At 64.6% G+C, this 22,943-nt stretch carries 22 protein-coding genes and 1 pseudogene; 12 read left to right on the top strand and 11 right to left on the bottom strand.

Annotated elements, in window-relative coordinates:
- Positions 1 to 35: 35 nt before the first annotated feature.
- Positions 36 to 1,040 (bottom strand): DUF2382 domain-containing protein, encoded by a 1,005-nt coding sequence (locus HHL21_RS03510; protein ID WP_169463822.1) that lies wholly within the window; start codon positions 1,038 to 1,040, stop codon positions 36 to 38.
- Positions 1,041 to 1,256: 216 nt separating this feature from the next.
- Between HHL21_RS03510 and HHL21_RS03505 the strand changes: the two genes are divergently transcribed.
- Entirely contained in the window at positions 1,257 to 3,062 is a 1,806-nt protein-coding gene (locus tag HHL21_RS03505; RefSeq protein ID WP_229495914.1) for a PHA/PHB synthase family protein, read from the top strand.
- Here HHL21_RS03505 and HHL21_RS03500 read toward each other — a convergent pair.
- The 4 genes from HHL21_RS03500 to HHL21_RS03485 all read right to left on the bottom strand — a co-directional run bounded on the left by HHL21_RS03500 (position 3,059) and on the right by HHL21_RS03485 (position 5,881).
- Positions 3,059 to 3,313 carry a hypothetical protein gene (locus HHL21_RS03500; RefSeq protein WP_169463821.1) on the bottom strand — a complete coding sequence of 85 codons (255 nt, stop codon included), beginning with the start codon at positions 3,311 to 3,313 and terminating at the stop codon, positions 3,059 to 3,061. The genes HHL21_RS03505 and HHL21_RS03500 overlap by 4 nt on opposite strands.
- Positions 3,310 to 4,107, bottom strand: coding sequence for a DNA/RNA non-specific endonuclease (locus HHL21_RS03495; RefSeq protein WP_169463820.1), 798 nt, complete (start codon positions 4,105 to 4,107; stop codon positions 3,310 to 3,312). Before HHL21_RS03495 ends, HHL21_RS03500 begins: the two co-directional genes overlap by 4 nt.
- A 183-nt stretch (positions 4,108 to 4,290) precedes the next feature.
- A complete protein-coding gene (locus tag HHL21_RS03490; protein WP_169463819.1) occupies positions 4,291 to 4,620 on the bottom strand; it encodes a DMT family transporter in 330 nt (109 codons plus the stop codon).
- A gap of 94 nt (positions 4,621 to 4,714) precedes the next feature.
- Complete coding sequence (locus HHL21_RS03485) at positions 4,715 to 5,881, bottom strand: hypothetical protein (RefSeq protein WP_229495911.1); 1,167 nt, start codon at positions 5,879 to 5,881, stop codon at positions 4,715 to 4,717.
- Positions 5,882 to 6,049: 168 nt separating this feature from the next.
- Here HHL21_RS03485 and HHL21_RS03480 point away from each other — a divergent pair, with 168 nt between their 5' ends.
- The 3 genes from HHL21_RS03480 (at position 6,050) to HHL21_RS03470 (ending at position 8,711) form a co-directional block, all read left to right on the top strand.
- Positions 6,050 to 7,342 carry an NCS2 family permease gene (locus tag HHL21_RS03480; RefSeq protein ID WP_206085580.1) on the top strand — a complete coding sequence of 431 codons (1,293 nt, stop codon included), beginning with the start codon at positions 6,050 to 6,052 and terminating at the stop codon, positions 7,340 to 7,342.
- A 99-nt stretch (positions 7,343 to 7,441) separates the two neighbouring features.
- Complete coding sequence (locus HHL21_RS03475; RefSeq protein WP_169463817.1) at positions 7,442 to 7,831, top strand: DUF4124 domain-containing protein; 390 nt, start codon at positions 7,442 to 7,444, stop codon at positions 7,829 to 7,831.
- 139 nt (positions 7,832 to 7,970) lie between these two features.
- A complete protein-coding gene (locus HHL21_RS03470) occupies positions 7,971 to 8,711 on the top strand; it encodes a DUF481 domain-containing protein (protein ID WP_169463816.1) in 741 nt (246 codons plus the stop codon).
- A 26-nt stretch (positions 8,712 to 8,737) separates the two neighbouring features.
- Here HHL21_RS03470 and HHL21_RS03465 read toward each other — a convergent pair whose 3' ends face one another.
- Both HHL21_RS03465 and HHL21_RS03460 read right to left on the bottom strand, forming a co-directional pair.
- Positions 8,738 to 9,220: a DUF1579 domain-containing protein gene (locus HHL21_RS03465; protein ID WP_206085534.1), complete on the bottom strand. Its 483-nt coding sequence runs from the start codon at positions 9,218 to 9,220 to the stop codon at positions 8,738 to 8,740.
- Between the two features lie 11 nt (positions 9,221 to 9,231).
- Positions 9,232 to 9,642, bottom strand: a complete 411-nt coding sequence (locus HHL21_RS03460) for a GFA family protein (RefSeq protein WP_206085532.1) — start codon at positions 9,640 to 9,642, stop codon at positions 9,232 to 9,234.
- A 172-nt stretch (positions 9,643 to 9,814) separates the two neighbouring features.
- Here HHL21_RS03460 and HHL21_RS03455 point away from each other — a divergent pair, with 172 nt between their 5' ends.
- The 3 genes from HHL21_RS03455 (at position 9,815) to HHL21_RS03445 (ending at position 11,350) form a co-directional block, all read left to right on the top strand.
- A complete protein-coding gene (locus HHL21_RS03455; RefSeq protein WP_169463814.1) occupies positions 9,815 to 10,222 on the top strand; it encodes a hypothetical protein in 408 nt (135 codons plus the stop codon).
- A 189-nt stretch (positions 10,223 to 10,411) separates the two neighbouring features.
- Entirely contained in the window at positions 10,412 to 10,873 is a 462-nt protein-coding gene (locus HHL21_RS03450) for an RrF2 family transcriptional regulator (protein ID WP_169463813.1), read from the top strand.
- A gap of 126 nt (positions 10,874 to 10,999) precedes the next feature.
- Positions 11,000 to 11,350, top strand: coding sequence for a group III truncated hemoglobin (locus HHL21_RS03445; RefSeq protein WP_370659656.1), 351 nt, complete (start codon positions 11,000 to 11,002; stop codon positions 11,348 to 11,350).
- Positions 11,351 to 11,364: 14 nt separating this feature from the next.
- On the opposite strand, the gene HHL21_RS03440 is transcribed toward HHL21_RS03445, so the two are convergent.
- Positions 11,365 to 12,756, bottom strand: a complete 1,392-nt coding sequence (locus HHL21_RS03440; RefSeq protein WP_229495908.1) for a DUF1565 domain-containing protein — start codon at positions 12,754 to 12,756, stop codon at positions 11,365 to 11,367.
- Positions 12,757 to 13,080: 324 nt separating this feature from the next.
- Here HHL21_RS03440 and HHL21_RS03435 point away from each other — a divergent pair, with 324 nt between their 5' ends.
- From HHL21_RS03435 to HHL21_RS03425, 3 genes are read left to right on the top strand one after another with little or no spacing between them, the layout of a single operon-like run.
- Complete coding sequence (locus HHL21_RS03435; RefSeq protein WP_169463810.1) at positions 13,081 to 14,313, top strand: 3-methyl-2-oxobutanoate dehydrogenase (2-methylpropanoyl-transferring) subunit alpha; 1,233 nt, start codon at positions 13,081 to 13,083, stop codon at positions 14,311 to 14,313.
- Between the two features lie 35 nt (positions 14,314 to 14,348).
- Complete coding sequence (locus HHL21_RS03430; protein WP_169463933.1) at positions 14,349 to 15,353, top strand: alpha-ketoacid dehydrogenase subunit beta; 1,005 nt, start codon at positions 14,349 to 14,351, stop codon at positions 15,351 to 15,353.
- Complete coding sequence (locus tag HHL21_RS03425; RefSeq protein ID WP_169463809.1) at positions 15,353 to 16,618, top strand: dihydrolipoamide acetyltransferase family protein; 1,266 nt, start codon at positions 15,353 to 15,355, stop codon at positions 16,616 to 16,618. Before HHL21_RS03430 ends, HHL21_RS03425 begins: the two co-directional genes overlap by 1 nt.
- Here HHL21_RS03425 and HHL21_RS03420 read toward each other — a convergent pair.
- Together HHL21_RS03420 and HHL21_RS03415 are read right to left on the bottom strand one after the other, a co-directional pair.
- On the bottom strand, positions 16,608 to 17,354 hold the full coding sequence (locus HHL21_RS03420) for an LrgB family protein (protein WP_169463808.1): 747 nt from the start codon (positions 17,352 to 17,354) through the stop codon (positions 16,608 to 16,610). The genes HHL21_RS03425 and HHL21_RS03420 overlap by 11 nt on opposite strands.
- Complete coding sequence (locus tag HHL21_RS03415; RefSeq protein ID WP_169463807.1) at positions 17,347 to 17,685, bottom strand: CidA/LrgA family protein; 339 nt, start codon at positions 17,683 to 17,685, stop codon at positions 17,347 to 17,349. The genes HHL21_RS03420 and HHL21_RS03415 overlap by 8 nt, the downstream gene beginning before the upstream one ends.
- 611 nt (positions 17,686 to 18,296) lie before the next feature.
- Between HHL21_RS03415 and HHL21_RS03410 the strand changes: the two genes are divergently transcribed.
- Positions 18,297 to 19,670, top strand: coding sequence for an amino acid permease (locus HHL21_RS03410; protein WP_169463806.1), 1,374 nt, complete (start codon positions 18,297 to 18,299; stop codon positions 19,668 to 19,670).
- On the opposite strand, the pseudogene xth reads toward HHL21_RS03410, so the two are convergent.
- Positions 19,648 to 20,426, bottom strand: a pseudogene (gene xth / locus HHL21_RS03405) (exodeoxyribonuclease III). The gene HHL21_RS03410 and the pseudogene xth overlap by 23 nt on opposite strands.
- Before the next feature lie 295 nt (positions 20,427 to 20,721).
- Here xth and HHL21_RS03400 point away from each other — a divergent pair.
- The gene (locus tag HHL21_RS03400; RefSeq protein ID WP_229495905.1) at positions 20,722 to 22,941 is read left to right on the top strand and encodes a TonB-dependent receptor; all 2,220 of its coding nucleotides are present in this window, start codon (positions 20,722 to 20,724) and stop codon (positions 22,939 to 22,941) included.
- The last annotated feature ends 2 nt before the right edge of the window (positions 22,942 to 22,943 follow it).

Below are 22,943 nucleotides of genomic sequence, written 5' to 3'. Positions count from 1 at the left end.
GGAACGACGCGGTGGCGGCGAAAGATTGAGGAAACTTAGCTCGTCATGCGATCCCATCCATGACGTACGGCAGCCTTGAAGCTTTCCCACGCCGAACCCGGATGGGTACGCGCCCAGTCCGAACGCAAGTCAGTCTCCACCTCCTCGAACGGACGCCCGCGATACAGCTCGCTGCGGCGCATCTCGCTGCCGTAACGATACGCCGGGGCATATTCGTCATAGGTCTTGCCGGTGCCGGCCAGGTTGCCGGTCCAGTGGCTCCGGTAGTAGTCATCGTCCTTCGTGTCCGACAGTTGCTCCACCTCCACCTCGGTACGGCGCAAGGTATCCTTGACGTTCTCCTGGAACGCCGGGACCTCGGCCGGGTCGACCATCTTGTCGGTCGCGCGGCGCTGAACCGTGACCTGCTCTTCGCGCAGGTTGACGCTTTCATCGACCGGCGTTTCAACCCCATACGTGAAGATGCGCACTCCGCCGCGCTGCACTTCGCGCTTGCCGACCTTGGGTTGTTCCTGCACAACCGGGATCGATTGCGATTCGGTACTGGCGAACTGCATCGAGCTTCCGGTGCTGGCCTGGGCCGGGCCCTGGCCTGACTGCTGCGACATCGAAGCCGATTGCTGCTGGATGCCTGCGCTCATGCCAGCGGTGCTGCCAGCGGCCGAAGCCGATGGCCAGGCCGACGAGGTCTCGTCGATGTCGAGCGGGCCGTAACGCTCGACCAGGTCGGCCGCGCGCTCGACTTCAGGCTCGTTCGGCGCCGTGACGGTCAGCACGTAATGGCCGCGCGCGATCGCTTCGGAATATTGGCCAAGGCGACGGCTGCGGTCGCTGCCGAACAGGTCGGCGAAGAAGTGCTTGATGCTGTCGCTGAACGATTCGTCTTCGTGCAGGTCGGCGCCCGACGCTGCGGTTTCGGTTTGGGTGCCGCCTTCGGACAGGCGCAGGTCGGAACGGCTGAAGCCCGATGCGAGCAGGTCGTCCATCGCTTTCTGGGCGTCGCTTCGATTATCGAAGACGGCTACAAGTGTGTGTTTCATGATAAATTCCCTCCAACTATTGCGCGTCATGCATCAGCGTTTCCTCGATGTCGGCATCGCTTGTCATTACAGTCGCCCCTCTAAATTCGCTGTCAGTTGCTGGTTTCAGAGTACCGCAAACAGCCGCGAACCTGCGCACCATTGACGTTGCTCAAGTTTGCATTTCGTATGCATAGGAAGCTGAAAATCGCCGCACTTCGCAACCCGGAGAACGCAATGCAATTGACCAAACCAGCGCACGAACACACCTCGCTCACGCTCGAAGTCGCCAACCCGCCACCGGCCCGCACCGACATGGGCGGCGTGCGCCCGACCGATGTCGAGCCACCGAGCAGTGTCGACCGCATGCTGCATGCGCTGATGGGCCAGGCCACGCAGGGCATCTCGCCGACCAGCCTGGCGCTGGCGTGGACCGACTGGATGCTGCACCTGGCGCAGTCGCCCGGCAAATGGCAGCAGCTGGCGCAGAAAGCATGGGACAAGGACCTGCGCTGGCTCGATTACGCGATGCGCAGCGCGCTCGGCCAGGACGCCGAGCCGTGCATCGACCCGCTGCCGCAGGACCGGCGCTTCCGCAGCGAAGAATGGCAGCGCTGGCCATACAACCTGATGCAGCAGGCCTTCCTGCTGAACCAGCAGTGGTGGCACAACGCCACCACTGGCGTCGACGGCGTCACCAGGCACCATGAACAAGTGGTGTCGTTTGTCGCGCGCCAGCTGCTCGACCTGGTCTCGCCAGTGAACTTCCTTGCCACCAATCCCGAGGTCGGCGCGGCCATCGTGCGCGAACGCGGCGCGAACCTGGTGCGCGGCGCGGCCAGGCTGTCGGAGGACATCAGCCGCCGCGCGCGCGGCCTGCCGCCGGAAGGCGCTGACGCATTCCGGCCGGGCATCGAGGTCGCGGTGACGCCGGGCGAAGTGGTATTCCGCAACCACCTGATCGAACTGATCCAGTATTCGCCGGCCACGCCCGACGTCCATGCGGAGCCGGTGCTGATCGTGCCCGCATGGATCATGAAGTTCTACATCATGGACCTGTCGCCGCATAACTCGCTGGTGCGTTACCTGGTCGGGCATGGCCACACGGTCTTCATAATTTCCTGGCACAACCCGGTCGAGCAGGACCGCAATCTGGGCCTCGACGATTACCTGCACGAAGGCGTGATGCGCGCCTTCGACACGATCCGCGAGCGGCTGCCCGGCAACAAGATCAATGCGGTCGGCTACTGCCTCGGCGGCACGCTGCTGTCGATCGCCGCCGCCGCATACGAGCACGACCAGCGCGCGTACCTGAATTCGATCACGCTGCTGGCCGCGCAGACCGATTTCTCCGAAGCGGGCGAACTGATGCTGTTCATCGACGAAAGCCAGGTGGCCTGGCTGGAAGACCTGATGTGGCAGCAGGGCTACCTCGACAACCGGCAGATGGCGGGCGCGTTCCGCCTGCTGCGCTCGAACGACCTGGTGTGGTCGGTCGCGGTCAGCCATTACCTGCTGGGCGAGCGCGCCCCGATGAGCGACCTGATGGCATGGAATGCCGACACCACGCGCATGCCCTACCGCATGCACAGCGATTACCTGCGCAAGCTGTTCCTCAACAACGACCTGTTCTCTGGGCGTTACCGCGTCAACGGCAGGCCGGTCGCGCTGTCGGACGTGCACGTGCCGGTGTTCGCGGTGGCGACCATGACCGACCATGTCGCGCCGTGGCGTTCGGTGTACAAGGTGCACCTGATGTCGCACTGCGACGTCAACTTCGTGCTCGCCAGCGGCGGCCACAACGCCGGCATCATCAGCGAGCCGGGCCGCGCCGGGAGGCGCTACTACACCGCGCTACACCGGCGCGGCGACCGCTACACCGATCCCGACAAATGGATCGAACTGGCCGATGAGCGGCCCGGCTCGTGGTGGCCCGAATGGCTGGCCTGGCTCGATCGCGTGTCGCCGGGCGGCATGGCAGCGGCGCAACCGGTCGAGGGCTCGCTCGGACTCGCGCCAGGGCGCTACGTGCTCGAACGCTAGCCGGTGAAGGGATTCTTTACCGTCTGAATGTTTGGTGGCGGCAGCGCGTCCGGCAGCGCCTGCGTTTCGAGCTTGCCGACGATTGCGCCCAACAAGTCGTGCAGCTCGCGCGCCCGGGTCAGCCCCGCCTGGTCGGCGGTCAGGTCGACGTCGCCGCTCAAGGTCACGCGGTCAAGACGGTTCTCGATCATCAGCTTGCCGACGATAACGACGTCGGCTTCATTGGCGTAGGGATCAAACCCGTTCTTCATTGCAGCTCCTCCTGAGATCGCCGTGCGCGCCGCGGCTTGCGCTGCCGGACGTGCGGCAAGCGCAGCATCGCCTCTTTTTCGCGCGCGGACAAGGACGGCATCAGGTCGATGCCGATGGTCTTCTCAAGCTGCGCGACCGTCATGGTCTGGTACTGCGTGGTCGGCGCGTTCTCGATAAACCAGGCGCCGCCCGCCTTCTGGCGCGGGTTCCAGACCACTTTATACAGGTGGCTGGGTACCAGCACATTGCCGACTTTGCGCAGGTTGCCGCCCAGGAACGCTGGGCCGGTCAGCACATACAGCGCCCCCTCCTTCGCGGCCATCTTGCGCACGATGTGCTCAATGCCCGACCATACGTGGCGATTATTCTCGGCGTCCTGCGGCACCATGTTCGCCAGCGAAAAACTCTCGCGCTGGCTGCGCCGGTCCGGCATGTTACCGTTGGGCGCCAGGTGGCCGCGGTCGAACCCGCTCAGCGCGTAATCTGACAGTTCCGCGCGCTGCGCGCGCGGCAGCCGCGGTTCGGCATGGAAGGAATTGATGCGCGACTGGTCGCTTGCGGCCGCCACGTTGTCCGCCCGCAGATGCTCGGCCGACCACAGGGCCGTGCGCGTGACCCCCGAATGCATGACGCCGAATACGCCGTAGCACAACTCGCGCGTGGCAACGGCCAGCCGGGGATTGCGGATTTCGGGCAGCCGCCCGTCGACATAATGGTCCGGACAGCCGCCTGCATTGGCACTGCCGAGCAGCGCCGCGGCCAGCAGGGTGCCGGCCAAAATCTGTTGAAACATCGATGCCTGATGGAAAATTCAGGCCGCTATTCTAACGTCATACCGTAGAGAAATCTTGTTATTCCGACCCAGCCGTACCCTCGCACAATTTTTGAAGCCCTGCTGCCGATGCGTGGGACGCCGGGGCCGTGGAGCGCGGCGAAGCCAAACGCTGACCTGGCGTCGCATCCCGGCCCGTATGCGTTAATGCCCGCTCTTCGAGAACACGTTCATTATGACGACACCGGCGATAATCAGCGCAATGCCAAGCAGCGCCGGCGCATCGAGCTTCTGGCCAAAAACAGTCCAGCCAACCACGGTGATGAGCACGATGCCGATGCCCGACCAAATTGCATAAGCAACGCCTACGGGTATCGCATTCAAGGTCATCGACAGACAATAAAAGGCGATCCCGTATCCAATCAGGACTACGACGGAAGGCAAGACCTTTGTAAATCCTTCGCTCGATTTCAGCGCGGATGTCGCGATAGTTTCCGCTACGATTGCGACGCCCAAGACCAGCCATTTGTTCATGAATTTTCTCCCGTCGAGTTCGCAGTATGCAGCGGCTTCAGCGGTTAGGCCAGCCTCGACAGGATCGCGAATGCGTGCGCAAAGCGGGCACCGCTTAACTGCCAGCCGCTTCAACCTCGACATTGCCGATGCCGATAGCTGCCAGCGCATCGCGCACATCCTCGATCTCTGCCTCCAGCTCGGCGCCGACATCGAGCGGCTTGTCGACCGTCGCCAGCACCGCCCCGCCCTGCCCGAATAAGGTCACGCGCATGACGAGGTCATCTTCGGCGGCCGCCACGGCAACGCGGGCGCTGGCCGCGGCCGGCTCGATGCCGCTGCTTTCCAGCGCCTGGTTCAGCTGCGTCATCATGCGCAGCGTCGCCAGTTCCTCGACGCCATCTTCGAACGCGCCGAAGAACAGGTCCTGGTACAGCAAGTTCACTTCGATACTGTCGGGATTGGCGGCCAGGCAGCGCCTTACCAGCGGCGCCGCCAGTTCGGTCCAGGTGCGGTAACGGGCCATGCGCGCCTCGAAATATTCCTCGGCGCGCGTTTCATCGTCCGGTATGGCGTAGAACGGATCGTCAACCCGCTTGAGCGCGAAACCGACCAGGAAACGCAGCTCGACCGTCGGCGCGCCGGCGGCTGCCATGTTTTGCGCCCAGCCCGTCATGCTGCGGTCCAGCGCCGGCGCCGCGGTCAGTTTCTTCGCCGTCATCGACGCATGGACGTCGCGCACGATCTCGTTCAGTTCGCAATACGTGATGCGTGCCGCCTCGCGCGGATCGTAGGCGTGCGCGACCAGCACGACCTGCGCTCCTTCGCTTTCCAGCCCGGCGCTGCGGAAGCTGTCGACCAGCGCCTCGAACGCATCCGGGTCGGCAAACGACTCGCTTTCCTTCAGGCCGCCGGCGCCGTGCACAAACAGGGGAATGGCGAAGGCATTGATTTCCATTGCGGCGGCGCCCTCGCGCCGCGTGACCACCACGCCGCTGGCCTCCTCGATGCTGGCGCGCAGCAACTGGTACGCCGGGATATCCGAATAGCGCGCCCGGTCGATGGCGTCATACAGCACGTCGTCGTTCTTCTTGCGCAGAGCGTTCAGGATCATCCGGTTGAGTTCGTCGTTTTTCTGGCGAACCACCGCCTCGTCATCGTCTTCCGGCACGGCGACGTCGAGGGCCAGTTCCGCCATTGCCTGCGCGACGAAATCGTCGTCGTCCTGCGGGACGGAAGTGACGGCGGACTTGCGTGGAACTGGGCGCTTGTTTTTTGGCATGGCTGCTTCTGGTGAGGGATCTGTCCGCCATGTTAGCAAATCGCCAGCGTCCGCGCGACTGGCAAAGGCGTTTCAGGCTCAACAGCGAACGCGGTATTATCTTGATAACACGACAAGGCGGACCCGTTGGCGGGCTGCCTGGAAACCCAACGGGAGAGCACAGTGTCATTGCTGAACAACTATTTCAAGCTGCAAGAAAGCGGAACGACAGTGCGCACCGAGGTCATCGCCGGCCTGACGACGTTCCTGACGATGGCCTATATTATCTTCGTCAATCCATCGATCCTCGGCGACGCGGGCGTGCCGAAGGACGCGGTGTTCGTGGCCACCTGCCTCGCGGCGGCGATCGGCAGCCTGATGATGGGCCTGTATGCCAACTATCCGATCGGCATGGCGCCGGGCATGGGGCTGAACGCCTACTTCGCCTACGCGGTGGTGCTCGGCATGGGGGTCCCATGGCAGACGGCGTTGGGCGCGGTGTTCATTTCCGGCTGCCTGTTCATCCTGGTCAGCGTGTTCGGTCTGCGCGCGATGATCGTCAGCGGCATTCCGCACTCCCTGCGCACCGCGATTACGGTCGGGCTCGGCCTGTTCCTCGGCCTGATCGCACTCAAGAGCGCCGGCATCGTCGTCGCCAGTCCCGCCACGATGGTGACCGCGGGCGACCTGCGCTCGGCACCGGCGCTGATGGCGATCATTGGCTTCCTGCTGATCGTGACGCTCGACCGCCTGCGCGTGCGCGGCGCCATCCTGATCGGCATGATGGCCATCACGGTGGCCAGCTTCTTCTTCGGCGGCAATACGTTCAAGGGCATCGTCTCGGCCCCGCCGTCGCTCGCGCCGACCTTGATGCAGCTCGACATCGGCGGCGCCATCGGGGTCGGCATCCTGAACGTGGTGCTGGTGTTCTTCCTGGTCGAACTGTTCGACGCGACCGGCACCCTGATGGGCGTCGCCAGCCGCGCCGGCCTGCTGGTCGACGGCAAAATGGAGCGCCTCAACCGCGCACTGCTGGCCGACAGCGCCGCCATCGTCGCCGGCTCCGCGCTCGGCACCTCGAGCACCACCGCCTACATCGAAAGCGCCGCCGGCGTGCAGGCGGGCGGGCGCACCGGCCTGACCGCCGTGGTCATCGCGCTGCTGTTCCTCGCCTGCCTGTTCATTTCGCCGCTGGCCGGCGTGGTGCCTGCCTACGCGACCGCACCGGCGCTGCTGTTCGTCGCCTGCCTGATGCTGCGCGACCTCGGCAACATCGAATGGGAAGAAACCACCGAAAGCATTCCGGCGGCAGTTTGCGCGGTGTCGATTCCATTCACCTACTCGATCGCCCACGGCATCGCATTCGGCTTCATTACCTACGCCGTGCTCAAGTTGTTGACCGGCAAAGCCCGCGAGGTGAAGCCGATCGTGTGGATTATCGCTGCGGCGTTCACCTTCAAATACGCGACCATAGGCACCTGAACGCGACAATAAATTATCATCTTGACACCGTGTGGTACCGAACAGAGGTGGGTTCCCGTAGCGAGCATAATTGTCTAAACGCCAACGAGGAGCAACACCATGAACTGCCGAGCCATCCGCCACACACTCTTTGTTGCAGGCATGGTGTTCGTTTCGAGCACTTTTGCGGGAACCGACGTCATTAAGTGCACCGATGACGCCGGCCACGTCACGCTGACCGACCAGCCTTGCAAAGGCGAGGATGCGGCACAGGTGCTGGTAGCCGCGCCAGCCGCCCCGGCAGACGCCGTGGCTGAAGTGACGCGCCACCAGCTGGCCAACCTGCCGCCATCCGCACGCCTGCGCGCGGCGCCCTTCACGCAGGTGCAGGCGCCCGGCCGCGCGCTGGCCCGCGATGTCGCCACGTTAAAAGAAGCACGCCGCACCCTGATGCTTCTCGACGGCTCGATGTCGGCCAGCCGCCAGCGCGGACTCGCCGCATCTCGCTGACCCGGCGCTGTCGTTGTGACTGAATAGCGATTGTTAGCGTGTATTGACCGCAAGTTGCTGTCAATTAATGAGCAACTTGACAGTTTTCCGGCTGTTGATCGGGTACAATACGGTCACCGACAGCAGCTCCGCTACGCACATGAAACTCTTTTCGCTTCTCGCGCTGGCCGCGGCCATGACGCACGCCAACGTTTTCGCCGGCGACATCGCCCCCGCCTGGAACACCTCAGCCGAACTCGGCGCCATCACCACCTCCGGCAACACCGCAGGTACTTCCGTCACCGGCAGGATCGACGCGCGCCAGGAATTGGCGGACTGGAGCAATCAGTACATTGTTTCCGGCTACTTCAAGGAAGACGAGAAAACGGTAAGCGGTGGCAAGACCGTGACCGTCAAGTCGGCTGAGCGCGTTTCGCTGTCGGCCAAGGCCGCGTACAAATTAATGGAAGACGGTAAAAAGCTGTTTGTGCTGGGTACCCACGTCGACGATAATTTCGGTGCATACACGACGTACAGCACGATGGGCATCGGTCACGCCTGGGGCTGGGAAAACGCCAGGGACCGCCGAATCGACCTGGAGGTCGGCCCGGGTTACTTCGCCGGAACGCGCGCTACTGGCGAAGAAGAAAATGGCTTTACCGTGCGCGGCGCTGCCGCCGTGCGCTGGCGCCTGAGTCCGTCGGCGATGTTTTCGCAGTCGGTCAGCGTGGAACGGGGCACATCGAATGTGCACTCGATTGCCGAGGCGGCGGTATCGACCAAGATCAACGACACCATGCAGATGAAGGCGGCGTTTGCGGCACGCAACGATACCAATGTGCCGGCAAACAAGAAGAACACCGATACGCAGACCTCGGTGACGCTCGTTTATTCATTCTGACCCGCTATCGCAATGCCGGTCAGCCGCTACGCCACGCGTGTGTAGCGCGCGCTCATGAACTCATGCCACTTGCCATCCTCGCGCAAGGCATATGAACTGAACAGGCGCCGCGATTCATCCACGATTTCCATCACGTCGCGGTAACGCGCCGTGGTTTCGCTACCGTCCATGGCCGGTCCGGACGATTCAAGCGTCAGTATCCTGCGCGTGCCGTCGAGCTCGCCGTCGTAATGCCACAGGTAGCTCATCTGCGAATGGATGAAGGTGCCGGTGAAGCGCTCGCGCAGCGGATCGTAGCCCAGCGTGATCACCATTTTGGCTGGCCCGTCGCCGGGAAACTCGCCCTCCGCTTCGGCAATAATCCAGAACTCTCCCAGCGCCTTGACGCGGTCCATGCCGATGGTCGTGTCGGTCTCGCCAGGCCCCATCGCCACCGTCGATTCGTAGGCCCAGTCGCCGACCAGTTGCTGCAGCCAGCGGTGTTGCTCAGTAACGATTTCCTTGTCCATGGCGTCTCCTGTCATTTGCCCGCGCCTTCCGCGCGGCTACGTTTGAATTCGGGAAGGTTGTCCCCCGGAACCATCCAGCTCAGGCGGTAGCGCACGAAGGTGTGGTCGTCCGGGCGCATTCCCTCGGGATCGTCGAGACTGCACAGCGTGATATCGATGTCGCTGGGGAAGCCGTCGTGTTGGTAGGTCAGCTGGGTGCCGCATTCGGCGCAGAAGCCGCGTGTAACGTGCAGGCTGGAGCGGTAATTGGCCAGGGTGCCCGATATGAGCGCGAAATCCGACAGCACCACGCTGAACCAGGCCACGCTGGGCGCGCCCGCCGATTTGCGGCAGGTCGGACAATGGCAGATGGTGGCGTGGAACGCCCGCTCCGCAGTTTCATACCGCACAGCACCGCAACAGCATCCCCCGCTCAGCACCATGACAACCTCCGCGCGCGACATCCGACATGACAGTAGTGTAAGCCAGTTCGTGGCGCGCACGCGTGCCCGGCCTTTGCGCCACTCCGGTGTAACCCGCGTTCTCGGCGCCAGTTGGATCGCCGCGGCGGCCGATGTAGAATATGTCTCCTTTCCCACCACCCGGCGCGACGTCATGCTTCAAGCAGTACCGTTCCCGATACGCGTAGAGTGCCCTCCGGGCGCCTGCGTCTGCGACCGCGACAGCCTGCTGGCCGACCCGCACGCCGACACGCGCGTGCTGCGCCTGACCCGTGAGGAAGAAAAGAAACTGATCGCACGCATCGATTGCATCGAGACCTACGACGACCTGCGGCGCATCGGCGACAAGATGCAGGAGCTGCTTGGCATCGGCCTGACCATCACCCCCAGTGCGCGCGGCGTGCGCACGGTGCGCGGCTTTACCATCCAGCTCGACGAGCGCCCGGGCCTGTGCCGCAAGACGCGCCAGGCCATCCCGGCGGCAGTGCGCAAATGCCTGGAGCGCCATCCCGACATCGCCTACGCGATCCTGGATGCACATGACCTGCTGGGAAATCCTTAACGCTCCCAGTTAGACCGAAGTCATTCTCCGGTCATTTGAGGGTACTACCATGGGGGCGTTGGCGGCTTGCAGCAGCAAGCCCCGCAGGTTAGTCCGGTGGCCTCAAACACCGGCACCAGATTTCCGTTTCACACGCCTCTGCGTGATATGCTTCGGCAGTAACCCGATTGCCGGACAATACCTACGCCCATGCGACTGACCACTTTCACCGATTACACCCTGCGAACGCTGATTCACCTCGGCATGCACCGCGACCGCCTGGTTACCATCCAGGAAATCGCCGACCTGCACGCGATCTCCAAGAATCACTTGATGAAGGTGGTGTACCAGCTCGGCCTGGCCGGCGTGGTCGAAACGCTGCGCGGACGTAACGGCGGCCTGCGCCTGAAGCTCGAGCCGGAACAGATCAACATCGGCGCCATCGTGCGCGCCAGCGAAACCGACTTCTACATGGCCGAATGTTTCAACCCGGCCGGCTCGTCCTGCGGGCTGAGCGGCGGATGCCGCCTGCAGGACGTCCTGGTCGATGCCACCGACGCCTACCTCGCCGTGCTCGACAATCAGACCCTGGCCTCGGTGCTGCCGCGCCCGCGCCCGGACGCCGTTCCGGTCCAGTTCTACACTAAACCGGCAACCCGCCAGGTGGCCTGAACGTCGTTAATTTAACGACGTTGCTTATCGCGGCTAGCTGCCCTTGGCCGTGTTTTACGACGCTTATAATGTGGCATCTGATTTCCATGTTAACTGGCTGCCATGTATGCTGAACTGAACAGGACCGTGATCGCCCGACTGGTCCACGAATTTTACGCCGACGTCAGGGGCGACCCGCAACTGCAGCTGATCTTCGAGGCGGCCATCGGCGACAACTGGGAACCGCACCTGGACCGCATGGTGGAGTTCTGGTCGACCGTCATGCTGGCGACGCACGAGTTCCGCGGGAATGTCTTTGGCACCCATATGGAACTGGACGGCGTTGTACCCGAGCACTTCAAGCGCTGGCTCGCGCTGTTCGAATCGACCGCGCGGCGCCTGTTCGTCCCCGACCTTGCCGACGAGTTCCTGCTGGTGGCGCGCCGCATTGCCGCCAGCCTGCAGTACGGCTTCTTCGGCCGCGTCGAAGTCCACTAATCCGCCTTGCTGCCTCAGTGCTGGTAGGCGCCGATATCGAAGCCGGTGCGCGAATTGCGCGACCGTCCCTCGAAGTCGGTACTTGCCGCATGAGTCGGCGACGCCTGCCCGACCGCCGGCGAACTGCCGCTCGGCTTCAGGTTCGGCACGCTGGCATCCCCGCCCACGAACAGCGGCGGCGAACTCACGGTGCCGCTGTGCGCCAGCCCGTTCTTCAGGCTCCAGTTAAAACGCGCGTTGCGGTACACCAGGTTGTTGCGGTAGCTGTTGTTGGCGCCCGTCCTGCCCTGTTCCGAAATGCCCATCTTGTTGTCGTACACGATGTTGCTGTAGACCATGGTGTGATCGTTTGGGCCCTTGGTGTGATAGAAGTTGCCCCCGCCCACGATGATGCCCGTGTTCGATGCGGTCACCGTATTGTTCGTGATGACAACGTTGTTCGCGTCATGCCACAGGTGAATGCCGGCCTCGGCGACGCGATAGATCACATTGTTCTTCACGCTGCCGGAAGTGCTGAAATAGATGCCCTGGATGTAGTGGCAGCCAGCCGGCCCGATGTCATGCAACAGGTTGGCGATCGCGTCTGATTTGACGGCGCGGTAATAGCTGTCGATCCCGATCGCCGCGCCGCCGCCGGGCGTGCAGTCGACGTTCTGGGCGATGTGATGGATGTAATTATTGCGGATCGAATCGTAGGAGCCGCCGTTGTAGATGCCATGCGTCCAGCGCACCCCTTCGCGGTACCCGCGCCCATCGATCTCGAAGCCGACCACGTCGGCATAGTCGCCCCGGTTGTCCCATGCCGCGCTGGCCTGCGAGTTTGGCGGAGGCACGATACGCGCGCCCCATTTGGTCGTCGACACATAGGTGATGCGCGCGTCGGCCCTGCCGCTGGCGTTGGTACGGACGCCGCCGCCATAGGCGCCGGGCGCCACATACACGGTGATGCCGGCGCGTACCGCGCGCGCGGCGCGCGCCAGCGATCGGAACGGACGGTCGGCTGTGCCCGGGTTGCTGTCGATTCCCTTCGGCGACACATACAGCGCGTCGCGGTTGGCCCTGGCGAGCAGCACGGCGTCCGGCGTCTCGTGCGGCGGGTCGGCGACGCTGCCGTCCATGCCTGGAAACACCGCCGCGGCAGGTACGCTGGCCGGCGCGGGCGAATACCCCGCCAGCAGGAATTCGTCGACCACGGCGGGCGGCGGCGCGCCCGGCAGCGGGGCCGGCGCCCCCCCGACGGGCTGGCCGCCGCCTGGCGGCGCTTCGTTGCCTGGGACCGCGGGTGCTGCGGGTCCCGGCGCCGGCCGCGCCTCGCCCGAACCGCCGCTGCACGCGCCCAGCAGCGGCAGCCAGCCCGCCGCCAACAGCATCGCCGTCCGCCACCTCGTTGCAGATATCTTCGTCATCTTGTCCCCCTCGGCGCGCGGATTCCTGTCGGCCAGGCGCCGCGACTCAGAAATAGCATTCAACGAGCCCGGCGGGCATGGCATGGCGCAAAACAGCGACGTGCCGGACCCGCTGCGTCAATCCCAGAGCGCCAGGAGGGATCGCGCAAGCTCTGCTCGCCTGGATGCTCGACTGTGATCTAGACAGGCGCCCCGGTCATTTAGTTCGCATGGGTGCGCTCGTCTATGGCGCAGCGCAATATGGAAACTTGCGTAATTTACATCCCAAGGCAGCCACAAATTTGTTATTCTTTCGGCGCACCACCTTACCAAGGGGAAGCGATTATGAGCCAGAGCAAGCCTCTGTCACTGCATGTCCCGGAGCCTACCGGCCGGCCGGGTTGCAAGACCGATTTTTCCTACCTTCGCCTGAACCCTGCCGGCGACGCCAGGCGGCCGCCCGTCGATGTGGCGCCATCCGACACCGCCGACCTGGCGTGGACGCTGATCCGCGTCCTCGACGAGTCCGGCAACGCGGTGGGGCCGTGGGCGCCCGACGTCGACAGCGAACTGCTGCGCTTCGGCCTGCGCACCATGATGAAAACGCGCATCTTCGACGCGCGCATGGTCATCGCCCAGCGCCAGAAGAAGATGTCCTTCTACATGACCTCGCTCGGCGAGGAAGCGCTCGGCACCGCCCAGGCGCTCGCGCTCGAAGATGGCGACATGCACTTCCCGACCTACCGCCAGCAAAGCCTGCTGATGGCGCACAAGGTCTCGATGGTCGACATGATCTGCCAGCTGCTGTCGAACGAACGCGACCCGTTGAAAGGGCGCCAGCTCCCGGTCATGTATTCGGTGCGCCAGTCCGGCTTCTTCACCATCTCGGGCAACCTCGCGACCCAGTTTGTGCAGGCGGTCGGTTGGGGCATGGCCTCGGCGATCAAGGGCGACACCAGGATCGCATCGGGATGGATCGGCGACGGCGCCACCGCCGAATCCGACTTCAACACCGCCCTCACCTTCGCCCACGTCTACCGGGCGCCGGTCATCCTGAACGTGGTCAACAACCAGTGGGCGATCTCGACCTTCCAGGCGCTGGCCGGCGGCGAAAGCGTCACCTTCGCCGCGCGCGGCGTCGGCAGCGGCATCGCCTCGCTGCGCGTCGACGGCAACGACTTCCTCGCCGTCTACGCTGCCTCGAAGTGGGCAGCCGATCGGGCCCGCGGCAACCTCGGCCCGACCCTGATCGAATGGGTCACCTACCGCGCCGGCCCGCACTCGACCTCGGACGACCCGTCCAAATACCGTCCCGCCGACGACTGGACCCATTTCCCGCTGGGCGACCCGATCGCGCGGCTGCGCCAGCACCTGACCTTGCGCGGGCTGTGGTCAGACGACGAGCACGAAGCCACCCGCAAGGAACTTGAAGCCGAAATCGTCGCCGCGCAAAAGGAGGCCGAGCAATTCGGCACCCTGGCCAACGGCCGGGTACCGAGCGCGGCGTCGATGTTCGAGGATGTCTACAAGGACATGCCGGAACACCTGCGCCGCCAGCGCGAACAATTGGGAGTGTGACCGTGGCAAGAGACAAGGAAACCAACACCGTGCCGATGACCATGATCCAGGCCCTGCGTTCGGCCATGGACGTGATGCTCGAGCGCGACAACAACGTGGTGATCTACGGCCAGGACGTCGGCTATTTCGGCGGCGTGTTCCGCTGCACCGACGGCCTGCAGGCCAAGTACGGCAAGTCGCGCGTGTTCGACGCGCCGATCTCGGAAGGCGGCATCGTCGGCACCGCGGTCGGCATGGCGGCGTACGGACTGCGCCCGGTGGTCGAGATCCAGTTCGCCGACTACTTCTACCCGGCGTCGGACCAGATCGTGTCGGAAGCGGCGCGCCTGCGTTACCGCTCGGCCGGCGAGTTCACCGCCGCGATGACCATCCGCATGCCCTGCGGCGGCGGCATCTACGGCGGCCAGACCCACAGCCAGAGCCCGGAGGCGATGTTCACCCACGTGTGCGGCCTGCGCACCGTGATGCCGTCCAATCCTTACGATGCCAAGGGCCTGCTGATCGCCTCGATCGAAAACGACGACCCGGTGATCTTCCTCGAACCCAAGCGCCTTTACAACGGCCCCTTCGACGGCCACCACGACAAGCCGGTGGTGCCGTGGTCGCAGCATCCGCTGGGCGAGGTCCCGGAGGGTTACTACACGGTGCCGCTCGATAGCGCGTCGGTGTTCCGCCCTGGTGAAGACCTGACCGTGATCACCTACGGCACCATGGTGTTCGTCGCCGAAGCGGCGGCGCGCGAAACCGGCGTCGACGCCGAGATCATCGACCTGCGCAGCATCTGGCCGCTCGACCTCGATGCCATCGTCAATTCGGTGAAGAAAACCGGGCGCTGCGTGGTGGTGCACGAAGCGACCCGCACCAGCGGCTTTGGCGCCGAGCTGGTGGCGCTGGTGCAGGAGCACTGCTTCTACCACCTCGAAGCGCCGGTCGAACGGGTCACCGGCTGGGACACGCCCTACCCGCACGCACAGGAATGGGCTTACTTCCCCGGCCCTGACCGCGTCGGGGCGGCATTCAAACGTGCGATGGAGGCGTAATGGGAATTCATGTGATTAAGATGCCCGACCTGGGCGAAGGCATCGCCGAAGTCGAAGTCGTGCAATGGCGCGTGCAGCCGGGCGATGCGGTGACCGAAGACCAGGTGCTGGCCGACGTCATGACCGACAAGGCCACTGTGGAGATTCCGTCGCCGGTGCACGGCACCGTGCTGGCACTGGGCGGCGCGATCGGCGAGGCGCTGGCGGTCGGTGCGGAACTGATCCGGATCGAAGTGGAAGGCGAAGGCAATACGACGGCAGGCGCGCCTGCGCCGGCGCGCCCGGCTCCTCCCGCACCGCCGCCGCCGCCTCCACCTGCGCCGGCTGCCGCCCCGGCGACGGCCGTGACGCCGCCTCCGCCTGCAGCCGCGCCGGCGCCATCGGCATCGAACGAGAAGCCGCTCGCCTCGCCATCGGTTCGCCAGCGCGCACGTAATCTCGGCATCGACCTGCATAGCGTGACCGCCACCGGTCCGGCGCGGCACATTACGCATGCCGACCTCGATGCCATCATCGCCGGCAGCCAGCCGCGCGCCGCCGAGGGCCCGAGCCGCTACGCCCCGCTGGAGGGCGTGCAGGCGGTTCCGCTGCTTGGCCTGCGCCGCAAGATCGCCGAGAAAATGCAGGACGCAAAACGCCGCATCCCGCATTTCACGTATGTTGAAGAAGTCGATGTCACCGACCTCGAGGCGCTGCGCGTCCAGCTCAATGCGCAGCATGGCAAGGACCGCGGCCGCCTGACCCTGCTGCCGCTGCTGATGCGCGCGGTCGTGCTGGGCGCCGCCCGCTTCCCGAACGTGAACGGGCGCTTCGATGACGACGCCGGCGTGGTCACATACCACAAGCCGGTCCATATCGGCATCGCCACCCAGACCGATGCGGGCCTGATGGTGCCGGTGGTGCGCCACGCCGAGGCGCGCGACCTGTGGGCCAGCGCCGCCGAAGTGGCGCGGCTGGCCGAAGCGGCGCGCACCAGCAAGGCGGTGCGAGAAGAGCTGTCCGGATCGACCATCACCATCACCAGCCTGGGCGCGCTGGGCGGCGTCGTCACGACGCCGGTGATCAACCATCCGGAAGTGGCCATCGTCGGCGTCAACCGCATGGTCGAGCGGCCGGTGGTGCGCGACGGCGCGGTCGTCGTGCGCAAGATGATGAACCTGTCCTGCTCATTCGACCACAGGGTCATCGACGGCATGTACGCCGCGCAGTTCGTGCAGGCGCTGCGCGCCTACCTGGAGTACCCGGCGACCCTGTTCATCGACTGAGCGCCGTCAGAACAGGCGCAGTGCGAGCGGCACGAGCCATGGGGCCCAGCAACGCAGTCAGTATCGCGTTCAGCCCCATGCCGAGTCCAGCGAAGGCGCCCATTTCCGGGCTGACCTGGAACGCGCGCGCCGTGCCGATGCCATGCGAGGCGACACCCAGCGCGAATCCGCGCACCTTGGGCGAGCCGATCCCCATCCAATTGAACAGGGCGCGGGCCACCACGGCGCCTAACACCCCGGTGCCCACCACCAGCGCGGCCGTTAGCGCACTCATTCCGCCCAGCCTTTCGGCGACAGCCATCGCAATCGGGGTCGTCGCAGACTTCGGCGCCGCCGACACTGCCATTAGTTCAGAGCCGCCCAGTGCCATCACCAACAGCACCGCCGACAGGATGGCGCACACCGATCCGGCGAACAGGCCGGCGAACAAGGGAAGGAACACGCGGCGTATTGTCGGGACCTGGCGCGCCAGCGGAATGGCAAGCGCCACTGTCGCCGGCCCGAGCAGGAAGTGGACCAACTGGGCGCCGGCAAAATACTCCTTGTACGACATGCCGCTCAGCGCCAGTACCAGCGCCACCAGCGCGATCGCGACCGGATTTGCCAGCGGCGACATGCGGCACCGCACGTGGATCGCCTGGGCGCCGGTATAAGCGCACAAGGTCAGCGTCAGGCCGAGCAGCGGCGTGGCCGTAAGGTAAACCCAGAACGTGCCGATTTCGGGCAGGTCAGTCATCGGGCATCAGCGCGCGCATCACCGCTGCCGTCACGGCGAGGGTTACCAGAGTGCTTCCCACCATTGCGACGACAAGTGCCAGCCAATTGCTTGCGATTGCCGAACCGGCGGCGATGATGCCAACGCCAGCGGGTACGAACAGCAGCGACAGGTGCTTCAGCAGTTCGCTGCCGGCCGGTTCGACCAGCGCATGCAAGCGCGGCCAGGCCAGGAGCGCGGCCAATAGCAGCAGCATCCCGGCCACCGGACCGGGGATGGGCAGGTGCAGCAGGAATACCAGGCCTTCGCCAAGGCATTGGAACACCAGCAGGATCGCAAAGGTCTGCCGCATCAGGCTACCGGCCGCGGCAGGTGATGCGGATCATCTTGACTTTCATGCCGGCTCCGGTTGTTTGTCGGGAGATCAACTGTCCACGAAGAATAGCACGGACCTTTTGCTCTCCTGCCGAACCGGACAGTCAATAATTCGAATCACCTCCATCCGCGGTGGCGACTGCGGCCGCCGCCCTGGAAACCACGACTCCCATGATGGCCGCCCCGGTATCCGCCATGGTAACCATGGTGGACGCGATGTCCGCGGCTATGGTGGGCCCGGCCGTAGTCATAGAAGCCGAATCCCAGATCGATGGAGACCGGTGGCCCGGCGTAGCCAGGGTAACCGTAAGAATATGGATAGGAATCGTAGCCGGAAGGCGGAGGGCCATAGTAGGCACAACCGCCAAGGGAGCCCGCCAGCAAGAGCGAAAATATAAGGCGTTTCGCCACGCCCTTCGTCAGGATATTCATGACCGTCCTCCGAGCAACATGCTTCCATTTTATGCACCCAGTCGCAGGTTTCAACGCCTGATACATGTCTGAAACATATGCGCGCGAAGCCGGCCTGCCGTACTCGCTTGCTGCGATGCATTAAAATGCTCCCCTTTGGCGTACTGGTACACAACAATGGCTGCACACGGCAATAACGAACTCAAGCGCGGCCTCAAGAGCCGGCACATCCAGCTGATCGCGCTGGGCGGCGCCATCGGCACCGGCCTGTTCCTCGGCATCGCGCAGACCATCCAGCTGGCCGGACCGTCGGTGCTGCTCGGCTATGCCATTGCGGGCGTCATCGCTTTCCTGATCATGCGCCAGCTGGCGGAAATGGTCGTCGACGAGCCGGTCGCCGGTTCGTTCAGCTATTTCGCCGACAAATACTGCGGCCACCTGGCCGGCTTCGCGTCGGGCTGGAACTACTGGGTGCTGTACATACTGGTCAGCATGGCGGAGTTGACCGCCGTCGGCATCTACGTCCAATACTGGTGGCCCGACATTCCGACCTGGATGTCGGCGCTGGCGTTCTTCGTCATCATCAACAGCATCAGCCTGGCGACCGTCAAGGCGTTCGGCGAGATGGAGTTCTGGTTCGCCGTCATCAAGGTAGTCGCGATTGTCGCCATGATCGTTTTCGGCGTTTACCTGCTGGTGTCGGGCGGCGCCGGCCCGGAAGCCGGTATCGCCAACCTGTGGCAGCACGGCGGCTTCTTCCCGAATGGCGTCGGCGGCCTGGCGATGGCGATGGCCGTCATCATGTTTTCGTTCGGCGGGCTTGAGCTGGTCGGCATTACCGCGGCCGAAGCCGAGAACCCGTCCGAGACGATTCCCAAGGCAACCAACCAGGCCATTTACCGCATCCTGATCTTCTACATCGGCGCGCTGGGCGTGCTGCTGTCGCTGTATCCGTGGCAGAAAGTGGTCACCGGCGGCAGCCCGTTCGTGCTGATCTTCCACGCGCTCAACAGCAACCTGGTCGCCAACGTCCTCAATATCGTCGTGCTGACCGCGGCGCTGTCCGTGTATAACAGCTGCGTGTATGCGAACAGCCGCATGCTGTACGGCCTCGCGCTGCAAGGCAACGCGCCGCGCGCACTGCTCAAGGTCAACAAGCGCGGCGTGCCGCTGGCCGCACTGGGCGTGTCGGCAGTGGCCACCGGCCTGTGCGTGAGCCTGAACTATTTCATGCCCGGCGAAGCGTTCGGGGTGCTGATGGGACTGGTGGTGTCGGCGCTGGTCATCAACTGGTCGATGATCAGCTGGATCCACCTGCGCTTCCGCGCGCGCAAGAATGAACTTGGCGAAGCGACCGAGTTCCCGAGCCCGGCGTTCCCGGTATCGAGCTATCTTTGCCTGCTTTTCCTGGCGGGCATCCTGGTCGTGATGTTCATGACGCCTGGCCTGCGGCTCTCGGTCTACATGATTCCCGCATGGCTTGCCCTGCTGGGAATCGGCTACTGGGCGAGGCAGCGCAACGCGCGTTCTACCGGCCAAGGTCCAGCCTGATCCACGTGGGCGCGTGGTCGCTCGGCTTTCCGCGGCCGCGCACCTCGCGGTCCACGCCCGCCGCCGTCAGGGATCCGGCAAGCGCAGGACTGAGCAGCAGGTGGTCGATGCGCAGGCCGGCATCGCGTCCGTAGGCATCGCGGAAGTAGTCCCAGAAGGTATAGATCCGTTCATCCGGATGCATCGCGCGCAACGCGTCGCACCAGCCTTGCGCGACCAGCCGGTGGAAGGCCTCCCGCGTCTCCGGCCGGAACAGCGCGTCGTTGACCCAGCGCTCGGGCTTGTAGACATCGAGCTCGGTCGGCATCACGTTGAAGTCGCCCGCCAGCACCACCGGCGCGCCGCTCTCCATCAGTTCGGCCGCGCGGATGATCAGCCGTTCGAACCACTGCAGCTTGTAGTCGAACTTCGGCCCCGGCGCCGGGTTCCCGTTCGGCAGGTAGAGGCAGCAGATCAGCACGCCGTTGACGGCCGCCTCGATATAGCGGCTTTGCTCGTCGTTCGGATCGCCCGGCAGGCCGCGCCCTATTTCCTGGGCCGGCGCGTCCTTCGTCAGGATGGCCACGCCGTTCCAGCTTTTCTGCCCGTGCCAGAGCGCCTGGTAGCCCAGCTCTTTCAACGCCGCTCCGGGAATTTCTGCTGTGGCGCCTTCAGTTCCTGCAGGCAGGCGACGTCCGGCTGTTTCTCCTCCAGCCATTGCAGCAAGGCAGGCAGCCGGCTGGTGATGCCGTTGACGTTGAAAGTGGCGATCAGCATGGTTTCTCCGCAGTGAATGTTCCTCGCTATTCTGACCGCAGATGGGCTTGGGCCGGCGCAAGGTAGACAAAAAAGCAATTGCAACTGTATCTATTGCTTGTAGTTATTTTCACATTGTTGGTTCGGGGGCTATTTCCTCGCGACACTAACTGCTAGACTCCTAATTTTCATTCCTACCGTATACAAATGTGAAAAACATGGACGGTGGGAGGGGTACCGGCCGATCGCCGGCGCCGTGACAAGGCTGGGGAGCGCTGCAATGTCTATTCGCCGGGTTCGACTGAGCCCTACACTTTTGGCCGTTTCGATTTCGGGTATCGTCTGGACCGCGGCTAACGCCCAGGTGGCGGCGCCACGCCAGTCCGGCAGCGAGGCCGAAATCGCGGAAATTGTCGTCACCGCGCAACGCACCGTGTCGAACGAGTCGCGCACGCCTGTCGCGATGAGCGTGATGTCCGGCGAGCGGCTGCACGATGCCGGCATTGACCGCCCATCCGACCTGTCCGCGCGGCTGCCTAACGTGCACCTCGATGGCGCCGCCGATGGACTGAAGATCACAATCCGCGGCGTGTCGAACGCCGATACCACGGAAAAAGGCGACCCGTCGGCGGCTTTCATGCTCGACGGGATTTACATCGCCCGCCCCCAGAACCAGAACCTCAGCTTCCATGACCTCGCCCGCGTCGAGGTATTGCGCGGGCCGCAAGGCACTCTGTACGGCCGCAATGCCACCGCCGGCGTGGTCAACGTCATCTCGAACGCGCCGGTCCGGAAGCGGGAAGCGGCGGCCAGCGTTGGGGCGGGTAATTTCGGCAGCCGCAAAGCCAGCGCGATGCTCAACGTTCCGGTCAGCGACGCGCTTGCCGTGCGCGCCGCGGTTGCCTACAACAAGCACGACAGCTACCTGGTCAATGCGCAAGGGACGCCGCACACGCTCGGGCTTGACCGCGACGACCGCTCGGCGCGCCTGTCGGCCAAACTGGCCATCGGCAGGTCGGCATCGCTGCTGCTGCGCCACGACCGCAGCACGGTCCACGACAACAACGACAGCATCGTCCCGGATACCAACTTCTACACCGGCGTCGCCAGCGGCAGCCCTCAATGGTACGGCGCCAGCACCGGGCAGCGCCTGACCAACGCCTTCGTGCCGCCGAATACGGTGCCGGCGCAGGGCTACAGCGACAAGACCACTTCGGGCACTGGCGCCGAGCTGGCCTGGAACCTGGGCGCGGCCACCCTGTCCTACCTCGGCGCGCACCGCAATTACGAGCACGGCGCGCTGGCCAATTTCTACTACCGCGTGGCACCGGCGTTTGCGCTTGGCGTGCGCCAGGATTTCAGCGGCGACTACGAACAGGATTCGCATGAACTGAGGATCGCCACCAACGGCAGCGGGCCGCTCAGCGCCCAGGCCGGGCTGTACTACTTCCGCGAAGAGTCCAGCGTGGTGTACGGCTTCCACGACCTCGAACTGGTCGGCCTGCCGCCGTACTACGTATTCCCGCACGGCCCGACCGTCGCGCGCAGCCGCGCCGCCTTTGGCCAGGCGACCTACAGCATGTCGCCGCAGCTGCGCGTCACGGCTGGCGCGCGCCACACCAAAGACGACAAGTCGCGCGTCGGTTCGACCAACTTCCAGCAAGCGCAGGCGTTCAATCCCGCCACCGACTTCAGGCTGCTCAATGCGGCGTCGCTGGACACGCACAAGACCACCTGGCGCCTCGGCGCCGACTACGACCTCGCTCCCGCGACCTTCGTGTACGGCGCCGTCTCGACCGGTTACAAGGCGGGCGGCTTCAACGACGGCTGCCTGGCGGGCAGCAGCGGCGTCGGCATCGGCTGCCCGGCCGCGGCGGCGGTGCCCGCGAATACGCTGTTGTACCAGCCGGAGCAGCTGCGCTCCTACGAGGCTGGCATCAAGACCCGTTTCTGGCGCAATCGCGCGAGCCTGAACGTCACGGCCTTCGACTACGACTACACCAACCTGCAGCTGTCGGGCGTGGCGATCGTCCAGGGCGCGCCGCGCTATGTGACGGCCAATGCCGGATCGGCCAGCGTCAAGGGACTTGAGGTCGAAGGCGTGGTCAACGCGACAGCAGCCGGCAGCTTTAACTACACGCTCGCCCTGCTCGACGCCCACTACGTGTCGTACACGCCCGACGGCGTGCATTCGTGGGCCGGCAACAAGCTTGACCGCGCGCCACGCACCGTCGTCACGCTGGGCTACCAGCACCGCTTCCGTGCCGCGGGCGGCCAGCTGAAGGCCGGCGTCGCCGCGCGCTCGAGCAGTTCATACACGATCGGCGTCCCAAGCCAGCTGCTGCAATACCCGATCCCATCCCGCACCACCGCCGATGCAAGCCTCGGCTACCGTCCCGATGGCGCGCGCTGGAGCCTTCACGCGCTGGTGAAGAACATCGGCGACAAGATCGCGCCGATCGCCATCGACAGCTTCGGCATGCTGGTGCCGAGCGATCCGCGCACGATGGATGTTCGCCTGGATTACCGCTTCTGATC

Source organism: Massilia polaris, from assembly GCF_012927275.1.
Classification (GTDB): Bacteria; Pseudomonadota; Gammaproteobacteria; order Burkholderiales; family Burkholderiaceae_D; genus Telluria_A; species Telluria_A polaris.
This window is presented reverse-complemented; position numbering and strand designations above follow the sequence as displayed.

Excerpts from the sequence above, each read along its gene's own strand:
- HHL21_RS03510 (WP_169463822.1), bottom strand. The coding sequence starts at position 1,040 with ATGAAACACACACTTGTAGCCGTCTTCGATAATCGAAGCGACGCCCAG.
- HHL21_RS03505 (WP_229495914.1), top strand. The coding sequence starts at position 1,257 with ATGCAATTGACCAAACCAGCGCACGAACACACCTCGCTCACGCTCGAA.
- HHL21_RS03500 (WP_169463821.1), bottom strand. The coding sequence starts at position 3,313 with ATGAAGAACGGGTTTGATCCCTACGCCAATGAAGCCGACGTCGTTATC.
- HHL21_RS03495 (WP_169463820.1), bottom strand. The coding sequence starts at position 4,107 with ATGTTTCAACAGATTTTGGCCGGCACCCTGCTGGCCGCGGCGCTGCTC.
- HHL21_RS03490 (WP_169463819.1), bottom strand. The coding sequence starts at position 4,620 with ATGAACAAATGGCTGGTCTTGGGCGTCGCAATCGTAGCGGAAACTATC.
- HHL21_RS03485 (WP_229495911.1), bottom strand. The coding sequence starts at position 5,881 with ATGCCAAAAAACAAGCGCCCAGTTCCACGCAAGTCCGCCGTCACTTCC.
- HHL21_RS03475 (WP_169463817.1), top strand. The coding sequence starts at position 7,442 with ATGAACTGCCGAGCCATCCGCCACACACTCTTTGTTGCAGGCATGGTG.
- HHL21_RS03470 (WP_169463816.1), top strand. The coding sequence starts at position 7,971 with ATGAAACTCTTTTCGCTTCTCGCGCTGGCCGCGGCCATGACGCACGCC.
- HHL21_RS03465 (WP_206085534.1), bottom strand. The coding sequence starts at position 9,220 with ATGGACAAGGAAATCGTTACTGAGCAACACCGCTGGCTGCAGCAACTG.
- HHL21_RS03460 (WP_206085532.1), bottom strand. The coding sequence starts at position 9,642 with ATGGTGCTGAGCGGGGGATGCTGTTGCGGTGCTGTGCGGTATGAAACT.
- HHL21_RS03455 (WP_169463814.1), top strand. The coding sequence starts at position 9,815 with ATGCTTCAAGCAGTACCGTTCCCGATACGCGTAGAGTGCCCTCCGGGC.
- HHL21_RS03450 (WP_169463813.1), top strand. The coding sequence starts at position 10,412 with ATGCGACTGACCACTTTCACCGATTACACCCTGCGAACGCTGATTCAC.
- HHL21_RS03440 (WP_229495908.1), bottom strand. The coding sequence starts at position 12,756 with ATGACGAAGATATCTGCAACGAGGTGGCGGACGGCGATGCTGTTGGCG.
- HHL21_RS03435 (WP_169463810.1), top strand. The coding sequence starts at position 13,081 with ATGAGCCAGAGCAAGCCTCTGTCACTGCATGTCCCGGAGCCTACCGGC.
- HHL21_RS03430 (WP_169463933.1), top strand. The coding sequence starts at position 14,349 with ATGACCATGATCCAGGCCCTGCGTTCGGCCATGGACGTGATGCTCGAG.
- HHL21_RS03425 (WP_169463809.1), top strand. The coding sequence starts at position 15,353 with ATGGGAATTCATGTGATTAAGATGCCCGACCTGGGCGAAGGCATCGCC.
- HHL21_RS03420 (WP_169463808.1), bottom strand. The coding sequence starts at position 17,354 with ATGACTGACCTGCCCGAAATCGGCACGTTCTGGGTTTACCTTACGGCC.
- HHL21_RS03415 (WP_169463807.1), bottom strand. The coding sequence starts at position 17,685 with ATGCGGCAGACCTTTGCGATCCTGCTGGTGTTCCAATGCCTTGGCGAA.
- HHL21_RS03410 (WP_169463806.1), top strand. The coding sequence starts at position 18,297 with ATGGCTGCACACGGCAATAACGAACTCAAGCGCGGCCTCAAGAGCCGG.